This is a genomic window from Sinorhizobium numidicum, assembly GCF_029892045.1.
Taxonomy (GTDB): domain Bacteria; phylum Pseudomonadota; class Alphaproteobacteria; order Rhizobiales; family Rhizobiaceae; genus Sinorhizobium; species Sinorhizobium numidicum.
In genome coordinates this window covers 2,146,941-2,162,752 of sequence record NZ_CP120367.1, presented here as the reverse complement: position 1 = coordinate 2,162,752, position 15,812 = coordinate 2,146,941, and the positions used below count along the sequence as shown (strand labels likewise).

Annotated in this window: 16 protein-coding genes; 13 read left to right on the top strand and 3 right to left on the bottom strand. The window is 61.3% G+C overall.

Annotated elements, in window-relative coordinates; genetic code table 11:
* Positions 1-33: 33 nt before the first annotated feature.
* The 9 genes from ku (at position 34) to PYH37_RS10220 (ending at position 9,460) form a co-directional block, all read left to right on the top strand.
* Entirely contained in the window at positions 34-915 is an 882-nt protein-coding gene (gene ku, locus PYH37_RS10260) for a non-homologous end joining protein Ku (RefSeq protein WP_280731315.1), read from the top strand.
* Positions 915-2,000, top strand: coding sequence for a tetratricopeptide repeat protein (locus PYH37_RS10255; protein WP_280731314.1), 1,086 nt, complete (start codon positions 915-917; stop codon positions 1,998-2,000). Before ku ends, PYH37_RS10255 begins: the two co-directional genes overlap by 1 nt.
* Position 2,001: 1 nt before the next feature.
* Positions 2,002-2,643, top strand: a complete 642-nt coding sequence (locus tag PYH37_RS10250) for an alpha/beta hydrolase family protein (protein ID WP_280731312.1) — start codon at positions 2,002-2,004, stop codon at positions 2,641-2,643.
* A gap of 13 nt (positions 2,644-2,656) precedes the next feature.
* Positions 2,657-3,430, top strand: a complete 774-nt coding sequence (gene xth / locus PYH37_RS10245) for an exodeoxyribonuclease III (protein ID WP_280731311.1) — start codon at positions 2,657-2,659, stop codon at positions 3,428-3,430.
* A 107-nt stretch (positions 3,431-3,537) separates the two neighbouring features.
* On the top strand, positions 3,538-4,458 hold the full coding sequence (locus PYH37_RS10240; RefSeq protein WP_280731310.1) for an NAD(P)-dependent oxidoreductase: 921 nt from the start codon (positions 3,538-3,540) through the stop codon (positions 4,456-4,458).
* A 280-nt stretch (positions 4,459-4,738) separates the two neighbouring features.
* Positions 4,739-5,548, top strand: a complete 810-nt coding sequence (locus PYH37_RS10235) for a TIM barrel protein (RefSeq protein ID WP_280731309.1) — start codon at positions 4,739-4,741, stop codon at positions 5,546-5,548.
* A 237-nt stretch (positions 5,549-5,785) separates the two neighbouring features.
* On the top strand, positions 5,786-6,715 hold the full coding sequence (locus tag PYH37_RS10230; RefSeq protein WP_280731307.1) for a sugar ABC transporter substrate-binding protein: 930 nt from the start codon (positions 5,786-5,788) through the stop codon (positions 6,713-6,715).
* Positions 6,716-6,860: 145 nt separating this feature from the next.
* Entirely contained in the window at positions 6,861-8,402 is a 1,542-nt protein-coding gene (locus PYH37_RS10225) for a sugar ABC transporter ATP-binding protein (RefSeq protein ID WP_280731306.1), read from the top strand.
* Positions 8,403-8,434: 32 nt separating this feature from the next.
* Positions 8,435-9,460 (top strand): ABC transporter permease, encoded by a 1,026-nt coding sequence (locus tag PYH37_RS10220; protein ID WP_280731305.1) that lies wholly within the window; start codon positions 8,435-8,437, stop codon positions 9,458-9,460.
* Between the two features lie 135 nt (positions 9,461-9,595).
* On the opposite strand, the gene PYH37_RS10215 is transcribed toward PYH37_RS10220, so the two are convergent.
* The gene (locus tag PYH37_RS10215) at positions 9,596-10,975 is read right to left on the bottom strand and encodes a sensor histidine kinase (protein WP_280731304.1); all 1,380 of its coding nucleotides are present in this window, start codon (positions 10,973-10,975) and stop codon (positions 9,596-9,598) included.
* A complete protein-coding gene (locus PYH37_RS10210; protein ID WP_280731303.1) occupies positions 10,972-11,649 on the bottom strand; it encodes a response regulator in 678 nt (225 codons plus the stop codon). The genes PYH37_RS10215 and PYH37_RS10210 overlap by 4 nt, the downstream gene beginning before the upstream one ends.
* A 77-nt stretch (positions 11,650-11,726) precedes the next feature.
* Between PYH37_RS10210 and PYH37_RS10205 the strand changes: the two genes are divergently transcribed.
* The gene (locus PYH37_RS10205; RefSeq protein WP_280731302.1) at positions 11,727-12,794 is read left to right on the top strand and encodes an ABC transporter substrate-binding protein; all 1,068 of its coding nucleotides are present in this window, start codon (positions 11,727-11,729) and stop codon (positions 12,792-12,794) included.
* A 45-nt stretch (positions 12,795-12,839) separates the two neighbouring features.
* Here PYH37_RS10205 and PYH37_RS10200 read toward each other — a convergent pair whose 3' ends face one another.
* On the bottom strand, positions 12,840-13,352 hold the full coding sequence (locus PYH37_RS10200; protein ID WP_280731301.1) for a hypothetical protein: 513 nt from the start codon (positions 13,350-13,352) through the stop codon (positions 12,840-12,842).
* A gap of 339 nt (positions 13,353-13,691) precedes the next feature.
* On the opposite strand from PYH37_RS10200, the gene crcB reads away from it, so the two are divergent.
* The 3 genes from crcB (at position 13,692) to PYH37_RS10185 (ending at position 15,800) form a co-directional block, all read left to right on the top strand.
* Positions 13,692-14,081 carry a fluoride efflux transporter CrcB gene (crcB, locus tag PYH37_RS10195; protein ID WP_280731300.1) on the top strand — a complete coding sequence of 130 codons (390 nt, stop codon included), beginning with the start codon at positions 13,692-13,694 and terminating at the stop codon, positions 14,079-14,081.
* 286 nt (positions 14,082-14,367) lie between these two features.
* Entirely contained in the window at positions 14,368-15,312 is a 945-nt protein-coding gene (locus PYH37_RS10190; RefSeq protein ID WP_280731299.1) for a Bug family tripartite tricarboxylate transporter substrate binding protein, read from the top strand.
* On the top strand, positions 15,309-15,800 hold the full coding sequence (locus tag PYH37_RS10185) for a tripartite tricarboxylate transporter TctB family protein (RefSeq protein ID WP_280731298.1): 492 nt from the start codon (positions 15,309-15,311) through the stop codon (positions 15,798-15,800). Before PYH37_RS10190 ends, PYH37_RS10185 begins: the two co-directional genes overlap by 4 nt.
* Positions 15,801-15,812 lie beyond the last annotated feature (12 nt).

Sequence of the window (15,812 nt, the reverse complement as noted above, 5' to 3'; positions counted from 1 at the left end):
GAAAGTAATCGTGTTGCCGCGTAGGAGACGATCATGGCACCCAGGGCAAGTTGGAAGGGTTATCTGAGACTCAGCCTCGTGAGCTGTCCGGTAAGGCTCTACCCCGCCACCAGTTCAAGCGAGCGGATCACCTTCAATCAGCTCCACAAGGATACCCATAACCGGATCAACATGAAGCCGGTCGATCCGGAGCTCGGCCTTGTCGAGCGCTCTGATCTCGTGAAGGGCTATGAATACGAAGACAAGAAGTACATCATCATCGAAGATGCCGATCTTGAGAGCGTCAAGATCGAATCCAACCACACGATGAACATCGAAGCTTTCGTCGACGAGGGATCGGTGGACGTCATCTACCAGGATGCCCCCTATTATCTTGCGCCCGACGGGGCGATGGCCGAGGAAACCTTCGTCGTACTGCGCGAAGCTTTGCGCAGAACCGGCAAGCTGGCGATCGCACGATTGGTGCTGTCCAGTCGGGAACGGGTGGTGACAATAGGACCGCGCGAGACCGGCATGTTCGTCTGCACCTTGAGGAACCCCAACGAAGTGCGCGGCACGGCGGAGTATTTCGGCAACATTCCGGTTGGAAATCTCGACCCCGAGATGCTCCAGCTCGCCGAAGCGCTCATCGAGCAGAAGCTTACGACCTTCGATCCCAGGAACTACGAGGACCGTTACGAGATCGCGTTGATGCAGATGATCCGCGAGAAGCTCAAGGGTCACAAGCCAATCATCGCAGCGGCTCCCGAACGCGGCAACGTCATCAACCTTATGGACGCGCTGAAAGCAAGCCTCTCCCAGTCGAAGCCACCGGCCAAGAGCAAGAGCAAGTCGGAGCCGGCTGCAACACCGGCTGCAAAAGCTGCGACAGCCAAGCAGACTACCGCCAAATCCGCCACCAAGAAAAAAGTCTGATGGCGGTAGCGGGCGAGATATTTGGCATCATCGGCGCGCTCGCCGCGTTTCCGTTGCGTCTTGCGGCACGCGAGGTCGAACGCCAACACGGGCATTTAAGGCGCGGCGTCACGCGTCAGAGCTCGTACGTGGTGTTCGGCCGCGGGCTGCTTGCAAAGGCCAGCGAGGCAGAGATCGAAGCGCGATATGACGCGGAGACCGACCGAAATAGGCGCGCCCTCAGCGAAAACGGTTTTCTTAGACTGCTGGGTTTAGCGGCATCGCCCGCGACATCGGCGCTCACACGCCAGTCGGTGATCGACCAATCTCAGCTTCCTCCCCGCGTCTTCGACCTTCTTTCGCTGTTCGACGCCTTCGAGCACGCGAGCGAACCCTATTCCTTTCGCGACCTGATCCTTGCCCGCAAATATGCCGGGCTGATCGCCAGCGGCGCCAGTTGGAGCGCCATTGCGCGTTCCGTTCATCGCTCCGGACACGTGGCCTCGCTGACGGCGCTGTCGCTCCATCACGGCGGCACCGATACGATCTATGCGCGCCGCCCCGAGGGCTTGAGTGAGCTCGACGGGCAGCTGTTGTTCGATCTCGGCACTACCGATGATGCCGAGCTTGACGATCTTTTCGCACAGGCCGAGGCAGCCGAGGAGGCGGGCGATTACGACGAGGCGGCGGCATTTTATCAGCGTTACCTCGGCATTGACCGCACCGACTCAGTCGCCGCGTTCAACCGTGCCAATTGCCTCAGGGCCGCAGGCCGCGACATGGAAGCGGCGCATGACTACGCACGCGCAATCAAGCTTGACCCGTCCTTCCTCGAGGCCTGGTTCAATCTCGCCGGACTGATGAGCGAATGCGGACGGGTCGACGCCGCCCGCAGACACCTCAAGAAGGCAATCGAACTCGACGGTGATTACGCGGACGCCATCTTCAATCTGGCGAAGCTCGAATTCGATATCGGCAATCTCGGCGAGGCGCGCCGTTGGTGGATCCGCTATCTCGAGCTTGACAAAAATTCCGAATGGGCGCGGGCGGCCGAGCGCGGTGTGCAGTTCGCCGATATTCACCTCCTCCCGAGAACAGCGGACTAAGATGGGCGAAAAATTCTTGTTCGACGGACCGGAAGATGCGTCCGTCACCATTCTTCTTGCGCATGGCGCCGGGGCGCCGATGGATTCGGCCTCGATGGCGGCGACCGCCAAGGCTCTCGCTGCTGGAAAATTCCGTGTCGCCCGTTTCGAGTTCGCTTACATGGCGGCCCGGCGCGGCACAGACGGCCGCAAGCCGCCTCCCCGCGCCGAAACCCTCAATCCGGAATACGAGGAGGCCGTCACCGCGCTCGCCGCAAGAGGCCCACTTGTCATCGGCGGAAAATCCATGGGCGGCCGCGTCGCGAGCATGATTGCCGACGACCTCTATACGGCCGGCAAAATCATCGGGCTTCTTTGTCTCGGCTATCCGTTTCATCCGCCGGGCAAACCGGAACAGCTTCGCACCAAACATTTAGCCGGCCTGAAGACGCCGACTCTCATCTGCCAGGGCACTCGCGACGAATTTGGCACCCGCGAGGAAGTTTCGAGCTATGCGCTGTCGGACAAGATCGAAATTCTCTGGCTCGAGGACGGCGACCATGACCTTAAACCCCGCAAGAGCATATCCGGCTTTTCGACCGCCGATCACCTGAAGACGGTGGCCGAGAAGGTGACGAGATGGGCGGACGGCCTGATACGGTGATCGGGCGGTCCTTATGAAGATCGCCACCTTCAACATCAACGGCGTGAATCGGCGGCTCGGCAACCTGATTGCCTGGCTCACGATGTCCAAACCGGATGTCGTCTGCCTTCAGGAACTCAAGGCAACCGACGGGCAATTTCCAAAGGCGGCAATCGAGACGGCAGGCTACGGCGCCGTCTGGCGCGGACAGGCGGCCTGGAACGGAGTGGCCATCCTGGCCCGCGACAGCGAACCGGTCGTCACTCGCACCGAACTGCCCGGCGATCCGTCCGACACGCAGAGCCGATACATCGAGGCCGCGGTAAACGGCATCCTGGTCAGCTCGCTTTATGCCCCCAACGGGAATCCTCAGCCCGGCCCGAAATTCGCCTATAAGCTTGCCTGGCACGCGCGTCTCAGCCTCCATGCCGCGGCGCTATTTGAGACTGGCCTGCCCGTGGTGCTTGCCGGCGATTACAACGTGGTTCCGGAACCGCGGGACATCTATCCGACCCGCTCCTATGACGATAACGCCCTAGTCCAGCCCGAAAGCCGAGCCGCTTTCCGGCAACTCCTCGATCAGGGCTGGATCGACGCCCTGCGGAAGGTCTATCCGAAAGAAGAGCTCTTTACGTTCTGGGACTACCGCCGCAACCGGTGGCAGCGAAATGCCGGCCTGCGCCTCGATCATATTCTCATGAGCCGGAAGCTGGCGCGCCGGCTGAAAGACGCGGGTATTGACAGGGACGTTCGCGGCCGGGAGGGGGCGAGCGACCATGCGCCGGTGTGGATCGTGCTCCGGGATTAGACGAGGCCCAGATCGCTTGCAGCCTAGCGACGCTTGGAATTCTGGTGGTGATCCACCATCATTCGTGCAGGATACGAGAGACACCGGTCAACTTCAGGGAGGCATTCATGACAAAATCGAATGTAGGTTTCATCGGGCTTGGGCTGATGGGCCAGGGCATGGCGGCGAACATCCTGAAGAAGGGCTGGCCACTTTCGGTCATGGCACACCGCAACCGCGCGCCGGTCGAGGCTCTTGTCGCCGACGGCGCGACGGAAGCGAAAACGCCGCGTGCGATGGCAGAGCAATGCGACATCATTGTCCTTTGCGTGACCGGCTCGCCGGAAGTCCTCTCGGTCATCGAGGGCGCAGACGGCATCGCGTCCGCCGGCAAGCCGGTCACGATCGTCGATTGTTCGACCTCTGATCCGTCCGTCACAACGAAACTTGCCGAGAGCCTCGCCAAAAAGGGCATCACGCTCATCGATGCGCCGCTCAGCCGCACGCCGGCCGATGCAGCCGCCGGCACACTCGATGTCATGGTCGGCGGTTCCGAAACCGATGTCCGCCGCGTCTGGCCGGTGCTCGAATGTTTCGCAGGCCGTATCGTCCATACCGGGCCAACCGGGGCCGGGCACACGATGAAGCTGCTCAATAACTTCCTGTCGATGGGCTACGCCGCGCTCTATTCAGAGGCGCTCATGCTCGGGCGCAAGGCAGGGCTCACGCCGGAAGTCTTCGACAGTGTCATTCGCGGCGGACGAATGGATTGCCCGTTCTACCAGACCTTCTTCCGCTGGGTGCTGGAGCGCGATCCGAACGCGCACAAATTTGCCATCCGCAATGGCTTCAAGGACATGAGCTATCTGGCAGGCTTCGCCAACGCCTCGGGCGCCGCCAATCCAATCGGGGCGGCGGTCCGAAATTCCTTCGCTCAAGCGGTCGGCGCTGGACGCGGCGAGGACTATGTGCCGATGTTGTCGGATTTCATTGCCGAGGCGAACGGGATCCCGCCATTACCGCGCCGTGCGTCTTTTCAGACGCACTAAGGTCGCGGTAACTCTTTGAATTGCTGCATGGTTTTATCCTTAAATCGGTTCCGATTTAAGGAACCATGCAGTAGGCTGACGGAACACTTCCGGTACGAAGATCCCGGCGTTCATGACAGAATTCCCTCATTGCCGGCACGCAATCTTGCAGGAATGCAAGGCCGCCCGGCGCCTACGGTTTTGACTGAACCTTCATGACCGGTGAATATGTCTGTGGAATGGAACAAACGTTCCGATGCCACGACAGACATTCCAAACGTTCCTGGAGGACACATCCGTCATGACCGCCCTTCCTTTCGCGCTCAACCACATGGCCACGCCCGGCCTATCGCTTGAGGCGTTCTTCGCGCTCGCCAAATCGCTCGGCATTTCCGCCGTGGAAATTCGCAACGACCTTTCCGGCAACGCGATCATTGACGGGACGAGGCCGGAGGATGTTAAGGCGCTGGCTCAAAGGCACGCTGTGACGATCATTTCCATCAACGCCTTACAGCGTTTCAACGAATGGAATGCGGCACGTGAAGCGGAAGCACGCGAACTTATTTCTTATGCGCGTGATTGCGGCGCGAAAGCTCTGGTTTTAGTGCCGGTCAACGACGGCAGCGGCCAGAAGGAAGGCGAGCGCCAGGCGAATCTCAGGACGGCGCTAAAGGCGCTGAAGCCGATGCTCGAGTCAGCGGGTATCCTCGGCCTCGTAGAGCCACTCGGCTTTGAAATCTGCTCTCTGCGTTCGAAAACGGAAGCCGCCGAGGCGATCCGCGAGATCGGCGGAACGACCTTCCGTCTGGTGCACGATACGTTCCACCACCACCTCGCCGGCGAGGATGCGATCTTCCCCGACCTCACCGGTCTCGTGCACATTTCCGGCGTCAGCGACAAGGCCGTGACCGTTGCCGACATGCGCGATCCGCACCGCGTCCTGGTCGATGCCGAAGACAGGCTGGACAATGCTGGTCAGATCCGTCGCCTTCGCGCAGAAGGCTACAAAGGCCCCTTTTCCTTCGAACCGTTCGCGCCTTCCGTGCATGGTCTCGGCGATCCAGCGAAGGCACTCCGCGAGAGCATGGAATATCTTCAGTCCCGCACTTGATCGTTTCCGCGCACGAAAGAGCGGAAATCCGCCTGGGCGCCGCAAGACAACACTTGACGGCACAGGGATAAAATGGAATACATATTCCGTAATAACAAACTGCTGGTTTGTTTATTCCGTTTTGACCGAAGGTGTAGCGGGAGTGTCGCCTTCGGTCTGGAACGACGCGGCCCCCGAAAGGCCGCGTCCCCGGCTGGAGAAGGTGTCGCCGGGCACCAATTGTGGAGGAGAAGCAATATGAAGAAATTTATGCTGGGCACAGCGATGGCTGTCATGATGTCCACGGCCGCGCATGCCGAGACCATCGGCGTTTCGATGGCGCTCTTCGATGACAACTTCCTGACCGTCCTGCGCAACGGCATGTCCGATTACGCCAAGACGCTTGACGGCGTGGAATTGCAGATTGAAGACGCGCAGAACGACGTTTCCAAGCAGCAGAGCCAGATCCAGAACTTCATCGCAGCCGGTGTCGACGCGATTATCGTCAATCCGGTCGACACGGACGCGACAGCCGCCATGTCGAAGATTGCCGCGGATGCCGGCATTCCGCTCGTCTATGTCAACCGCGAGCCGGTGAACGTCGACACACTTCCGGAAAAGCAGGCTTTCGTGGCTTCGAACGAAGTGGAATCCGGCACGCTGGAAACCAAGGAAATCTGCAAGATGCTCGGCGGCAAAGGCAAAGCCGTCGTGATGATGGGCGAACTCTCCAACCAGGCTGCGCGTATGCGCACGAAAGACATTCACGACGTGCTTGCGACCGACGAGTGCAAGGGCATCGAGATCGTCGAAGAGCAGACCGCGAACTGGTCGCGCACCCAGGGCGCCGATCTCTTGACAAACTGGCTTTCCGCCGGCCTCGAGTTCGACGCCGTCATTTCGAACAACGACGAAATGGCGATCGGCGCCATCCAGGCGCTGAAGGCAGCGGGACGCTCGATGGACTCCGTCGTCATCGGCGGCATCGATGCCACCCAGGATGCGCTCGCAGCGATGGCAGCCGGTGACCTCGACGTGACGGTCTTCCAGAACGCCGCCGGTCAGGGCAAGGGTTCGGTCGATGCCGCCCTCAAGCTCGCCAAAGGCGAACCGGTCGAAAAGAAGGTCTACATTCCCTTCGAACTCGTAACGAAGGAAAACCTGGCCAACTATCAGGCGAAGAACTGACCGCCTGCTCCCGGGAGCGCGGTCAGGTCCGCGCTCCCCATCCGGAAAACACGTCCCGCCTGGGCCTTTCGGTCTCACTAGAAGGCATGTTCCGCCCGCCGCGTGGACGTTCCGGCCGATGCCGGAAAATGGGGAGGCAATGAGAATGACGCTCAGTCCCACAACGATGGCAGCCGTGCGCGCCAGCGGCGCCGTACCCAAGGCCGAATATCTTCTCTCTGCGGAAGGCGTGCGCAAGGAGTTCCCGGGCGTCGTGGCGCTGGACGACGTTGAGTTCAAGCTGAAGCGCGGCACCGTGCATGCGCTGATGGGCGAGAACGGCGCCGGCAAATCGACCCTGATGAAGATTCTCGCCGGCATCTACCACCCGGACCAGGGCGAGGTGAAGCTCAGGGGCGTAGACATCCGGCTGAAGTCGCCGCTCGACGCACTCGAAAACGGTATCGCCATGATCCATCAGGAACTGAACCTGATGCCTTTCATGACGGTTGCCGAAAACATCTGGATCCGCCGCGAACCCAAGAACCGGTTCGGCTTCGTCGACCATGGCGAAATGCGGCGCATGACGGCGAAGCTCTTCGAGCGGCTGAAGATCGACCTCGACCCGGAAATCGAGGTGCGCCACCTCTCCGTCGCCAACCGTCAGATGGTCGAAATCGCCAAGGCGGTTTCCTACGAATCCGACGTCCTGATCATGGACGAACCGACCTCGGCACTGACAGAGCGTGAGGTGGCACACCTCTTCGAGATCATCCGGGACCTGCGCTCCCAAGGCATCGGCATCGTCTACATCACACACAAGATGAATGAGCTGTTCGAGATCGCCGATGAGTTCTCGGTTTTCCGCGACGGCAAATTCATCGGCACGCATGCTTCGAGCGACGTCACCCGCGACGACATCATCCGCATGATGGTCGGCCGCGAGATCACTCAGATGTTCCCGAAGGAAGAGGTGCCGATCGGCGAGGTCGTGCTATCGGTCAAGAATCTGACGCTCGACGGCGTCTTTCACGACGTCTCCTTCGACGTGCGCGCCGGCGAAATCCTCGGCGTTGCGGGGCTTGTCGGTTCCGGCCGCTCGAACGTCGCCGAAACGCTGTTCGGCGTGACGCCCGCAAGCTCGGGCACGATCGCGATCAACGGTAAGGAGGTCGCGATCGACAACCCCAACACGGCGATCCGCAACCGGATGGCGTTCCTGACCGAAGACCGCAAGGATACCGGCTGTCTGCTTATCCTCGACGTGCTCGAGAACATGCAGATCGCCGTGCTGCAGGACAAGTTCGTCAAGGGCGGTTTCGTCAGCGAAAAGGATGTTACCGCCGCCTGCGAGGAGATGAGCCGCAAGCTGCGCGTCAAGACGCCCAACCTGCAGGAGCGCATCGAGAACTTGTCGGGCGGCAATCAGCAGAAGGTGCTGATCGGCCGCTGGCTCCTCACCAATCCGCGCATTCTCATTCTCGACGAGCCGACGCGCGGCATCGATGTTGGCGCCAAGGCGGAAATCCACCGCCTGGTCACAGAACTCGCCCGCAACGGGGTCGCGGTGATCATGATCTCGTCGGAAATGCCCGAGGTGCTCGGCATGAGCGACCGGATCATGGTGATGCATGAAGGCCGGGTCACTGGCTTTCTCGACAGGGCGGAAGCCACCCAAATCAAGGTCATGGAACTTGCCGCGCGTTAGGCGCGCCGCGCCGACCGCAGGGAGGAAAGAAAATGGATACCAATGTCGCTGCACATGGCACGAGTTCGCCCCTCATGAGGTCGAGACGGCGTTTGCCGCCCGAGTTCAACATTTTTCTGGTGCTGATCGGTATAGCCCTCGTCTATGAAGTTCTCGGCTGGCTCTTCGTCGGCCAGAGCTTCCTGATGAATTCCCAGCGCCTGACGATCATGATCCTGCAGGTCTCAGTCATCGGCATTATCGCCGTCGGCGTGACCCAGGTCATCATCACCGGCGGCATCGATCTTTCGTCGGGCTCGGTGGTCGGCATGACGGCCATGATCTCGGCGAGCGTGGCGCAGGCGTCCACCTGGCCGCGCGCTCTCTATCCGTCCTTGACCGACCTCCCGGCGATCGTACCGATCGGTCTTGGCGTCGGCATAGGCATGCTCGCTGGCTTCATCAACGGACAATTGATCGCCCGCACGAAGATTCCGCCCTTCATAGCCACTCTCGGCATGATGGTCTCGGCGCGTGGGATCTCCAAGTGGTACACGAAGGGCCAACCGGTCTCCGGCCTCACCGAGCAGTTCAATTTCATCGGTACGGGCATCTGGCCGGTGATCGTCTTCCTGGTCGTCGCGCTGATCTTCCACATTGCGCTCCGTTACACACGCTATGGCAAGTTTACCTATGCGATCGGCGCCAACGTCCAGGCGGCACGCGTCTCGGGCATCAATGTCGAAGCGCATCTGATCAAGGTCTATGCGATTGCCGGCATGCTGGCGGGGCTTGCGGGCGTTGTCACCGCGGCGCGTGCGCAGACGGCGCAGGCCGGCATGGGCGTGATGTATGAACTCGATGCGATCGCGGCGACCGTCATCGGCGGCACCTCGCTGACAGGCGGTGTCGGCCGCATCACGGGCACGGTGATCGGTACGATCATCCTCGGCGTGATGACCTCCGGCTTCACCTTCCTGAGGGTGGACGCCTATTACCAGGAGATCGTCAAGGGCCTGATCATTGTCGCTGCCGTCGTCGTCGACGTCTATCGCCAGAAAGGCCGGAAGAAGGCGTGACCATCAAAGCAAAAGAACTGTTCTCCCAGTGACTGACCGGCCGGGATGAGAAATTCATCCCGGCTTCTTTTTTATATGCGCTTGGGCGCCTTTTTGCCGTCCTCGAATGGTCACTGCCTTACTACAGCGCCGCTTCTATGCCGGCGGAAAGGCCACCACCACCTTCAGCCCCCGACCTCCGTCGCCTTCCTCCAGGCGCATAGTTCCGCCGTAGAGCGTGGCGATTTCCTCGACAATCGGCAGGCCGAGCCCGGTGCCCGGCGCTTCGTCGCCGCCGCGCCGGAAACGCTGGAGCACCGACCGGTGCTGCTCCGGCTTGATACCTGGACCGTTGTCTTCGACTTCCAGCGCGACCGCTTCATCGCGCCGCTCGACACGCACCGTCACTTCGGAGCCGCGTCCAGCATAAAGAAGCGCATTGCCGATGAGGTTCTTCAAAAGCTCGCCGACAAGGAGGGGTTCCGCCCGGATAAAATCCTCGCCCTCGCCGGCAAAACCGAGATCTATGCCGGCTTCGCCCGCTGCCGGCACGTGATCGGCGGTAATGGCGCGCGCGAGCCCCACGAGTTCGATCCGCTCGGAGCCCCGCGCCTCCTCCTTGCCTGCCACATCGATCTTTGCCATCAGCAGCAATTGGGCGAGAATGCGCTCGGCATTGGCGACGGCCTCATCCGCTTTCAGGGCGGCCGCCCGCGTTTCCTCGATCGTCGCCGCCCTTTGGGCAAGGGCGAGCTGCGTGCGGATGATGGCGAGCGGCGTCCTCAGTTGGTGGCTGGCATTGCCGGTAAAGTGGCGAAGGGCATCGAGCGCCGATTGCAGCCGCACCATGAAGGAGTTGACCGTATCGACGAGACCCTGAACCTCGGTCGGAACACGCTCGCGGATCGGATGCAGATCGTCGGGACTGCGTTCGGCGATGGCATCGCCAAGCCGATAGAGCGGCCGCAGGGAGAAACTGACCGCCACCCAGACGATCATCGCCGCGCCCACAATCATCAGGCTGAGACGCAGGGCCGAACGGAGCAGAATCGTCTGCGCCAATTGCCGCCTTGCGATCGTCGTCTCGGCGACAGTGACGACGAACGGAACCGAATTCACTCCAGTGGAAGCGGAGCGCCGGAGTGCCGCCACCCGGATCGGTTCTCCGCGAAAGACCTCATCGGCAAAAGCGGTCGCTTGACCAACGCCGCCCGCAAGCGAAGGCAAGGTCTTGTAGCCGGTGATGAATTGGCCGGGCGGGCCGTCCACGCGGTAGAAGACGCGATCCTGCGCGGCTGACGTCAACATCTCCAGCGCAACATAGGGAATGTCGACCTGGAGCGAGCCGTCTTCGGCGACGACCACCCGTTCAGCGATTGCCAGCGCCGAGCCGGCGAGCACACGGTCGGAGACGACGTTCGCAGTCTTGACTGCCTCCCGATAGGTATCCATGAGCGCGATGACGCCGATCACGGCGGTCGAGATCAGCAACCAGCCGAGCAGCCTGCGCCTGAGCGAATAGACCGCCGTCTTCATTCGGCACCGGCCGTCTTGTCGAGATAGTAGCCGATGCCGCGCGCGGTGCGGACGGTCAGTCCGTAAGGGGCGAGCCGTTTCCTCAAGCGGCTTACATATTGCTCGATGGCGTTGGCGCTCAAATCGTCGTCAAAACCGGTGAGCGACTGGACGATAGCGTCCTTGGCGACCACTTTGCCGGCCCGCATGAACAAAAGTTCCAGCAGGCCGAGTTCGCGGGCGGGAATTTCGATCGGCACGCCGCCGGAGGAAAAGCTACGGGAAGTCAGATCCAGCGAGACGTTGCCATAACTGACAACCGAGGTCCGCAATCCGGCCTGGCGACGCAAGAGCACGCGCACGCGCGCCTCGAACTCGCCGATATCGAAAGGCTTGATCAGGTAGTCGTCGGCCCCAAGATCGAGACCCTTGATCCGCTCCTCCGGCGTGCCGCGCGCCGTCAGGATCAAAACGGCGGCACGGTTCTGCCGGGCCCGCATGGAACGCAGGACATCGAGCCCGTCCATTTCCGGCAGGTTGAGATCGAGGATCACCAGATCGAAGCTCTCGGCCGCGGCGACGGCATGGGCCGACGCGCCATCGCTCACCACGTCGACGGCATAGCCGCTGCCGCGCAACAGCGCTGAAAGACCCTCCGCCAGGGCCCGATTGTCTTCAACGAGCAAGATTCGCAAATGTCGCTTCTCCCCGGTTCACCTTATCGGCCGCAAGCTTGCTTGTGAACGGCAGGCGGCTCGGGCATTGTGGATTTATGCGCTTCCTGATTTCTTTGCTTTTTCTGCTGCTTTGTCCCGGGCTGACGCGCGCGGCGCCGGTATTCTTTCCTGCTCTTTCCGGCGACGCGGCAGCGCCGGTTCTCACCGTCTATTCCTCACTCGACGAGCCCTTGGCGCGACCGATGATCGTCGGCTTTCAGCACGCCAATCCGGACGTCGCCGTGCGCTACGAAGACATGCTGACCGGCGAGATCTACGACCGGATCGTCAGGGAAACCGACGCCGGTGAGAAGACGGCCGATTTCGCCTTTTCCTCGGCAATGGATCTTCAGGTCAAGCTCAGCAATGACGGCTATGCCCAGCGGAGCGACCTGCCGATGAGCGGCCGCTGGCCGGCCTGGGCGAATTGGCGCAACACCGCCTATGCGCTCACTTTCGAACCGGCAGTTTTCGTCTATCACAAGCCGAGCTTTAGGAACGAGCGGCCGCCGGCGACGCGCGCGGAATTCGTCGATTACCTGAAGCGGCGGGCAAGCGCCGTCTTCGGCCGCATCGGCACCTATGACATCGAACGCTCCGGCGTCGGCTTCCTCTTCATGTCGCGCGACCAGGAGCAGTTCGGCGATATCTGGACGGTGATCCAGGCGATGGGCGCGGCGGGCGTGAAACTCTATTCGACCAGCCAGGCCATTCTGGAGCGAGTGGCGGACGGCCGATTCGTCCTCGGCTACAACATACTCGGCTCCTACGCTGCCGACTGGGCCTCGCGGCATCCCGACGTCGGCATCGTGCTGCCGAAAGATTATACCGTGGTTATGTCGCGCATCGGGCTGGTCCCGCAGGCTGCCGCCTCCCCCGATCTCGGCCGCCGGTACCTCGAATTCTTCATGTCGAGGGAAGGCCAGACGATCCTCGCGCGCGAACTGCAAATCCCGGCGGTCAGTCCGGATGTCGCGGGCGAGAACACCGCCAACACCATGCAGGAAATGCTCGGTGGGCAGCTCCGGCCCGTGCCGGTCAGTCCTGGACTGATGGTCTATCTCGACCAGGTGAAGCGCGCGCGCCTGATTGCCCGCTGGAACGAGGTGTTGAGACTCCACTGATTTTGGAATGTTATGAAAAGTGTATGCTGCCGCCCGCATCCCTCTCTAATGCTTCATTATCAAGGGAACCGTGCAATGCGACAACAGATGATAGGTGACGCGGCCGAGGAGCAGTTCCAGGAGATATCCGTGTTTGAAAGCGCCGATCAGCAGGCGCGGCGCGACGACGAGAGCGGCGTCGTGACATTCGGATCTCACGCAACGGGGCAGATCGCCGCGGCAATCGTCCAAAAAAAGGGTCTCACGGCTCGGCTTGCGCTGTTTCCAAATCTCGACGGCACGCGTGACCCGCTCGAACCGTTGCAGCGGCGAACCTTCTTCAACATCCCTGAGCATCTGCAGATCGATTTCTTCAGCCGAAGCAATCATCCCTTCCGGATCGGCGCCAACATGCGCGGCCGCCATCGTACCCTGGACTGCGTTCGCAGCATCTTCGGCGACATCAAGGCAAAGCTGGACGCTCGCAGGATCGGGAAGCAAGGCGAAAACATCGGCTCGAGCGGTGAGACCGCGCGCCTGTTCGCCGAGAATGGCACCGGACTCGATGCCCGAAGGCAAACTTGCGCCAATGCCGTACGCACTGTTAATATCGGACCTCCTTCCGCGATGTTTCTCACATCGCCATTGGCCCGCTCCTGCATGCCGCTCCTATGGCAAGACCGCACAAAATATCCCGCTTCATGGGCTTGCGGCAGATTTGAGAATTGATTTTAAGCTCCCACCGCGTCGCTCGCAATGACGTCAGCGCTCGCAACCATCGTGGCAAGGTCGTTATTTACAAGCATGTCGAGCATTGGGATATAGTCGAGCGCGGATGAACATCCCTGAAACCGGAGCCTGTCGCGCAATGCCTGAAAGGGGCGGCATGAGCGGGCGCGATAGTGAAAGGCACGGCTAATGGCCTACTTGATTGTGTTCCTTGGCGCGGGAATTGGTGGCGCCGCGCGCCACGGCGTCAACCAGCTGGCCGCGCATCTGTTCGGTGTGGCGTTCCCCTTCGGAACATTATCGGTGAACGTTGCAGGGTCCTTCGTCATGGGTGTTCTGGCCGAGTATTTCGCACTCCGTAGCGGGTTCTCACAGGAGATGCGGTTGTTCCTGACGACGGGCATTCTCGGCGGCTTTACCACCTTTTCGACCTTTTCACTCGACGCAATCAGCCTGTGGGAGCGCGGCGAATGGGGAAACGCCGCGGCGTATGTGGTGATTTCGCTCGTACTCTCCTTAGCCGGACTGCTCGCAGGTCTGGCGATCATTCGCTTTCTTGCTCAGGGGCAAGCGGCATGAAGAACCTGTTCGATGAAGCGCTCGGCCTTCCACTCCGCCCCGAAGGCACGCTCTGCGTCGACAAAACGCATGTTTTTCGCAATGGGGACTTGATGTCAGGTTAATGTCAGCTTCCTATGGTGGCTTAAGGTCGCTGGTGACCCGTGGAGGCGGATTGCCAGCTGCGTATCGGGAGGAAATCACCAATCCGGTCGGAGTCGCCTCTTCCAGGTCGACCACCCGCTTCTCCCGTTCGCGACGAAAATCAACGTGCGCGTGACGAAACGCGCCCCACGGAGGACCGACCTTGAAGCACTTTTTTCTGGCATCCATTCTCGCCGGCGCATTGGCACTGCCGGCATACGCGGCCGACTACACGATAATCGCGCCGGCAAATCCCGGCGGCGGATGGGACCAGACGGCCCGTTCGCTGCAGACCGTCATGCAGCAGGAAGGCATTTCCGGCAACGTACAGGTGCAGAACGTCCCGGGCGCCGGCGGCACGATCGGCCTTGCCCAGTTCGCCAGCCAGCACAAGGGTAATCCGAATGCGCTCCTCGTCGGCGGCTACGTGATGGTCGGCGCCATTCTCACCAACAAGTCGCCGGTGACCCTTAACGACGTGACCCCGATCGCACGGCTCACCGGCGAATACGAGGCAATCGTCGTTCCGGCCGCTTCCGAGATCAAGACGATGGGTGACCTCGTCGAAGCGCTGAAGAAGGATCCTGGTGCGGTCTCCTGGGCTGGCGGTTCGGCCGGCGGCACCGACCACATCGCGGTTGGCCTCATTGCCAAGGCTGCAGGCGTCGATCCGACGAAGATCAACTACATCGCCTATTCCGGCGGTGGCGAGGCACTGGCCGCCATTCTCGGCAGCCAGGTGACGGCAGGCATCTCCGGCTATGGCGAATTCGAATCGCAGGTCAAGGCCGGCACGCTCCGCCTTCTTGCGGTATCGAGCGCCGAGCGCCTCCCCGGTATCGATGCGCCGACGCTGAAGGAGTCCGGTCTCGACGTCGTCGTTGAAAACTGGCGGATGGTCGCGGCCGCGCCCGGCCTCACCGAAGAGCAGAAGGCGGCGGTGACGGCCGACGTCGAGAAACTCGCCAAGTCCGCCGGCTGGCAGGAAGTGCTGAAGACCAAAGGTTGGCAGGATACCTATCTCGCCGGCGATGCCTTCAACGAACAACTCGCCAAGGACATTTCCGCGACGGAAGCCGTCCTTAAGGACATCGGGCTGGTACAATGACCAAGGGGACCAACCCTTCCGCCGAAACGCGCCGCCCCGATCGGGCGGCGCTCATCATCGCCGCCGTGCTGGCTGCAATCGCGGGGCTCATCTTTTGGGACGTTTCGCGCTTGAGCGGACTTGCTGGCTACTCGCAGATCGGGCCGATGACGGTGCCTTATGCGATTGCCTGCTGTCTCGTCGTTCTTGCGATTTGGACCGCCATCGAAGGGGTGAGGGGCGATTTTTCCGAGCGCGAGGAGCAGCAATTCGGCCCGGTCGTCTGGATCGTCGCCGGACTTGCCGCGCAGATGCTGCTGCTCAATACGCTCGGCTTCTCGATCGCCACCGGCATTCTCTTTGCCCTGACGGCACGTGGCTTCGGCAAGCGCAAGCTCTGGCTCTCCCTGCCGGTCGGCATCGTGATCTGTTTCTTCGTCTGGCTGATCTTCGCCAAGCTCCTGCAATTGTCGCTGCCCGCAGGGCCGCTTGAACGCCTGTTCTTCTAAAAGAGGCCGACG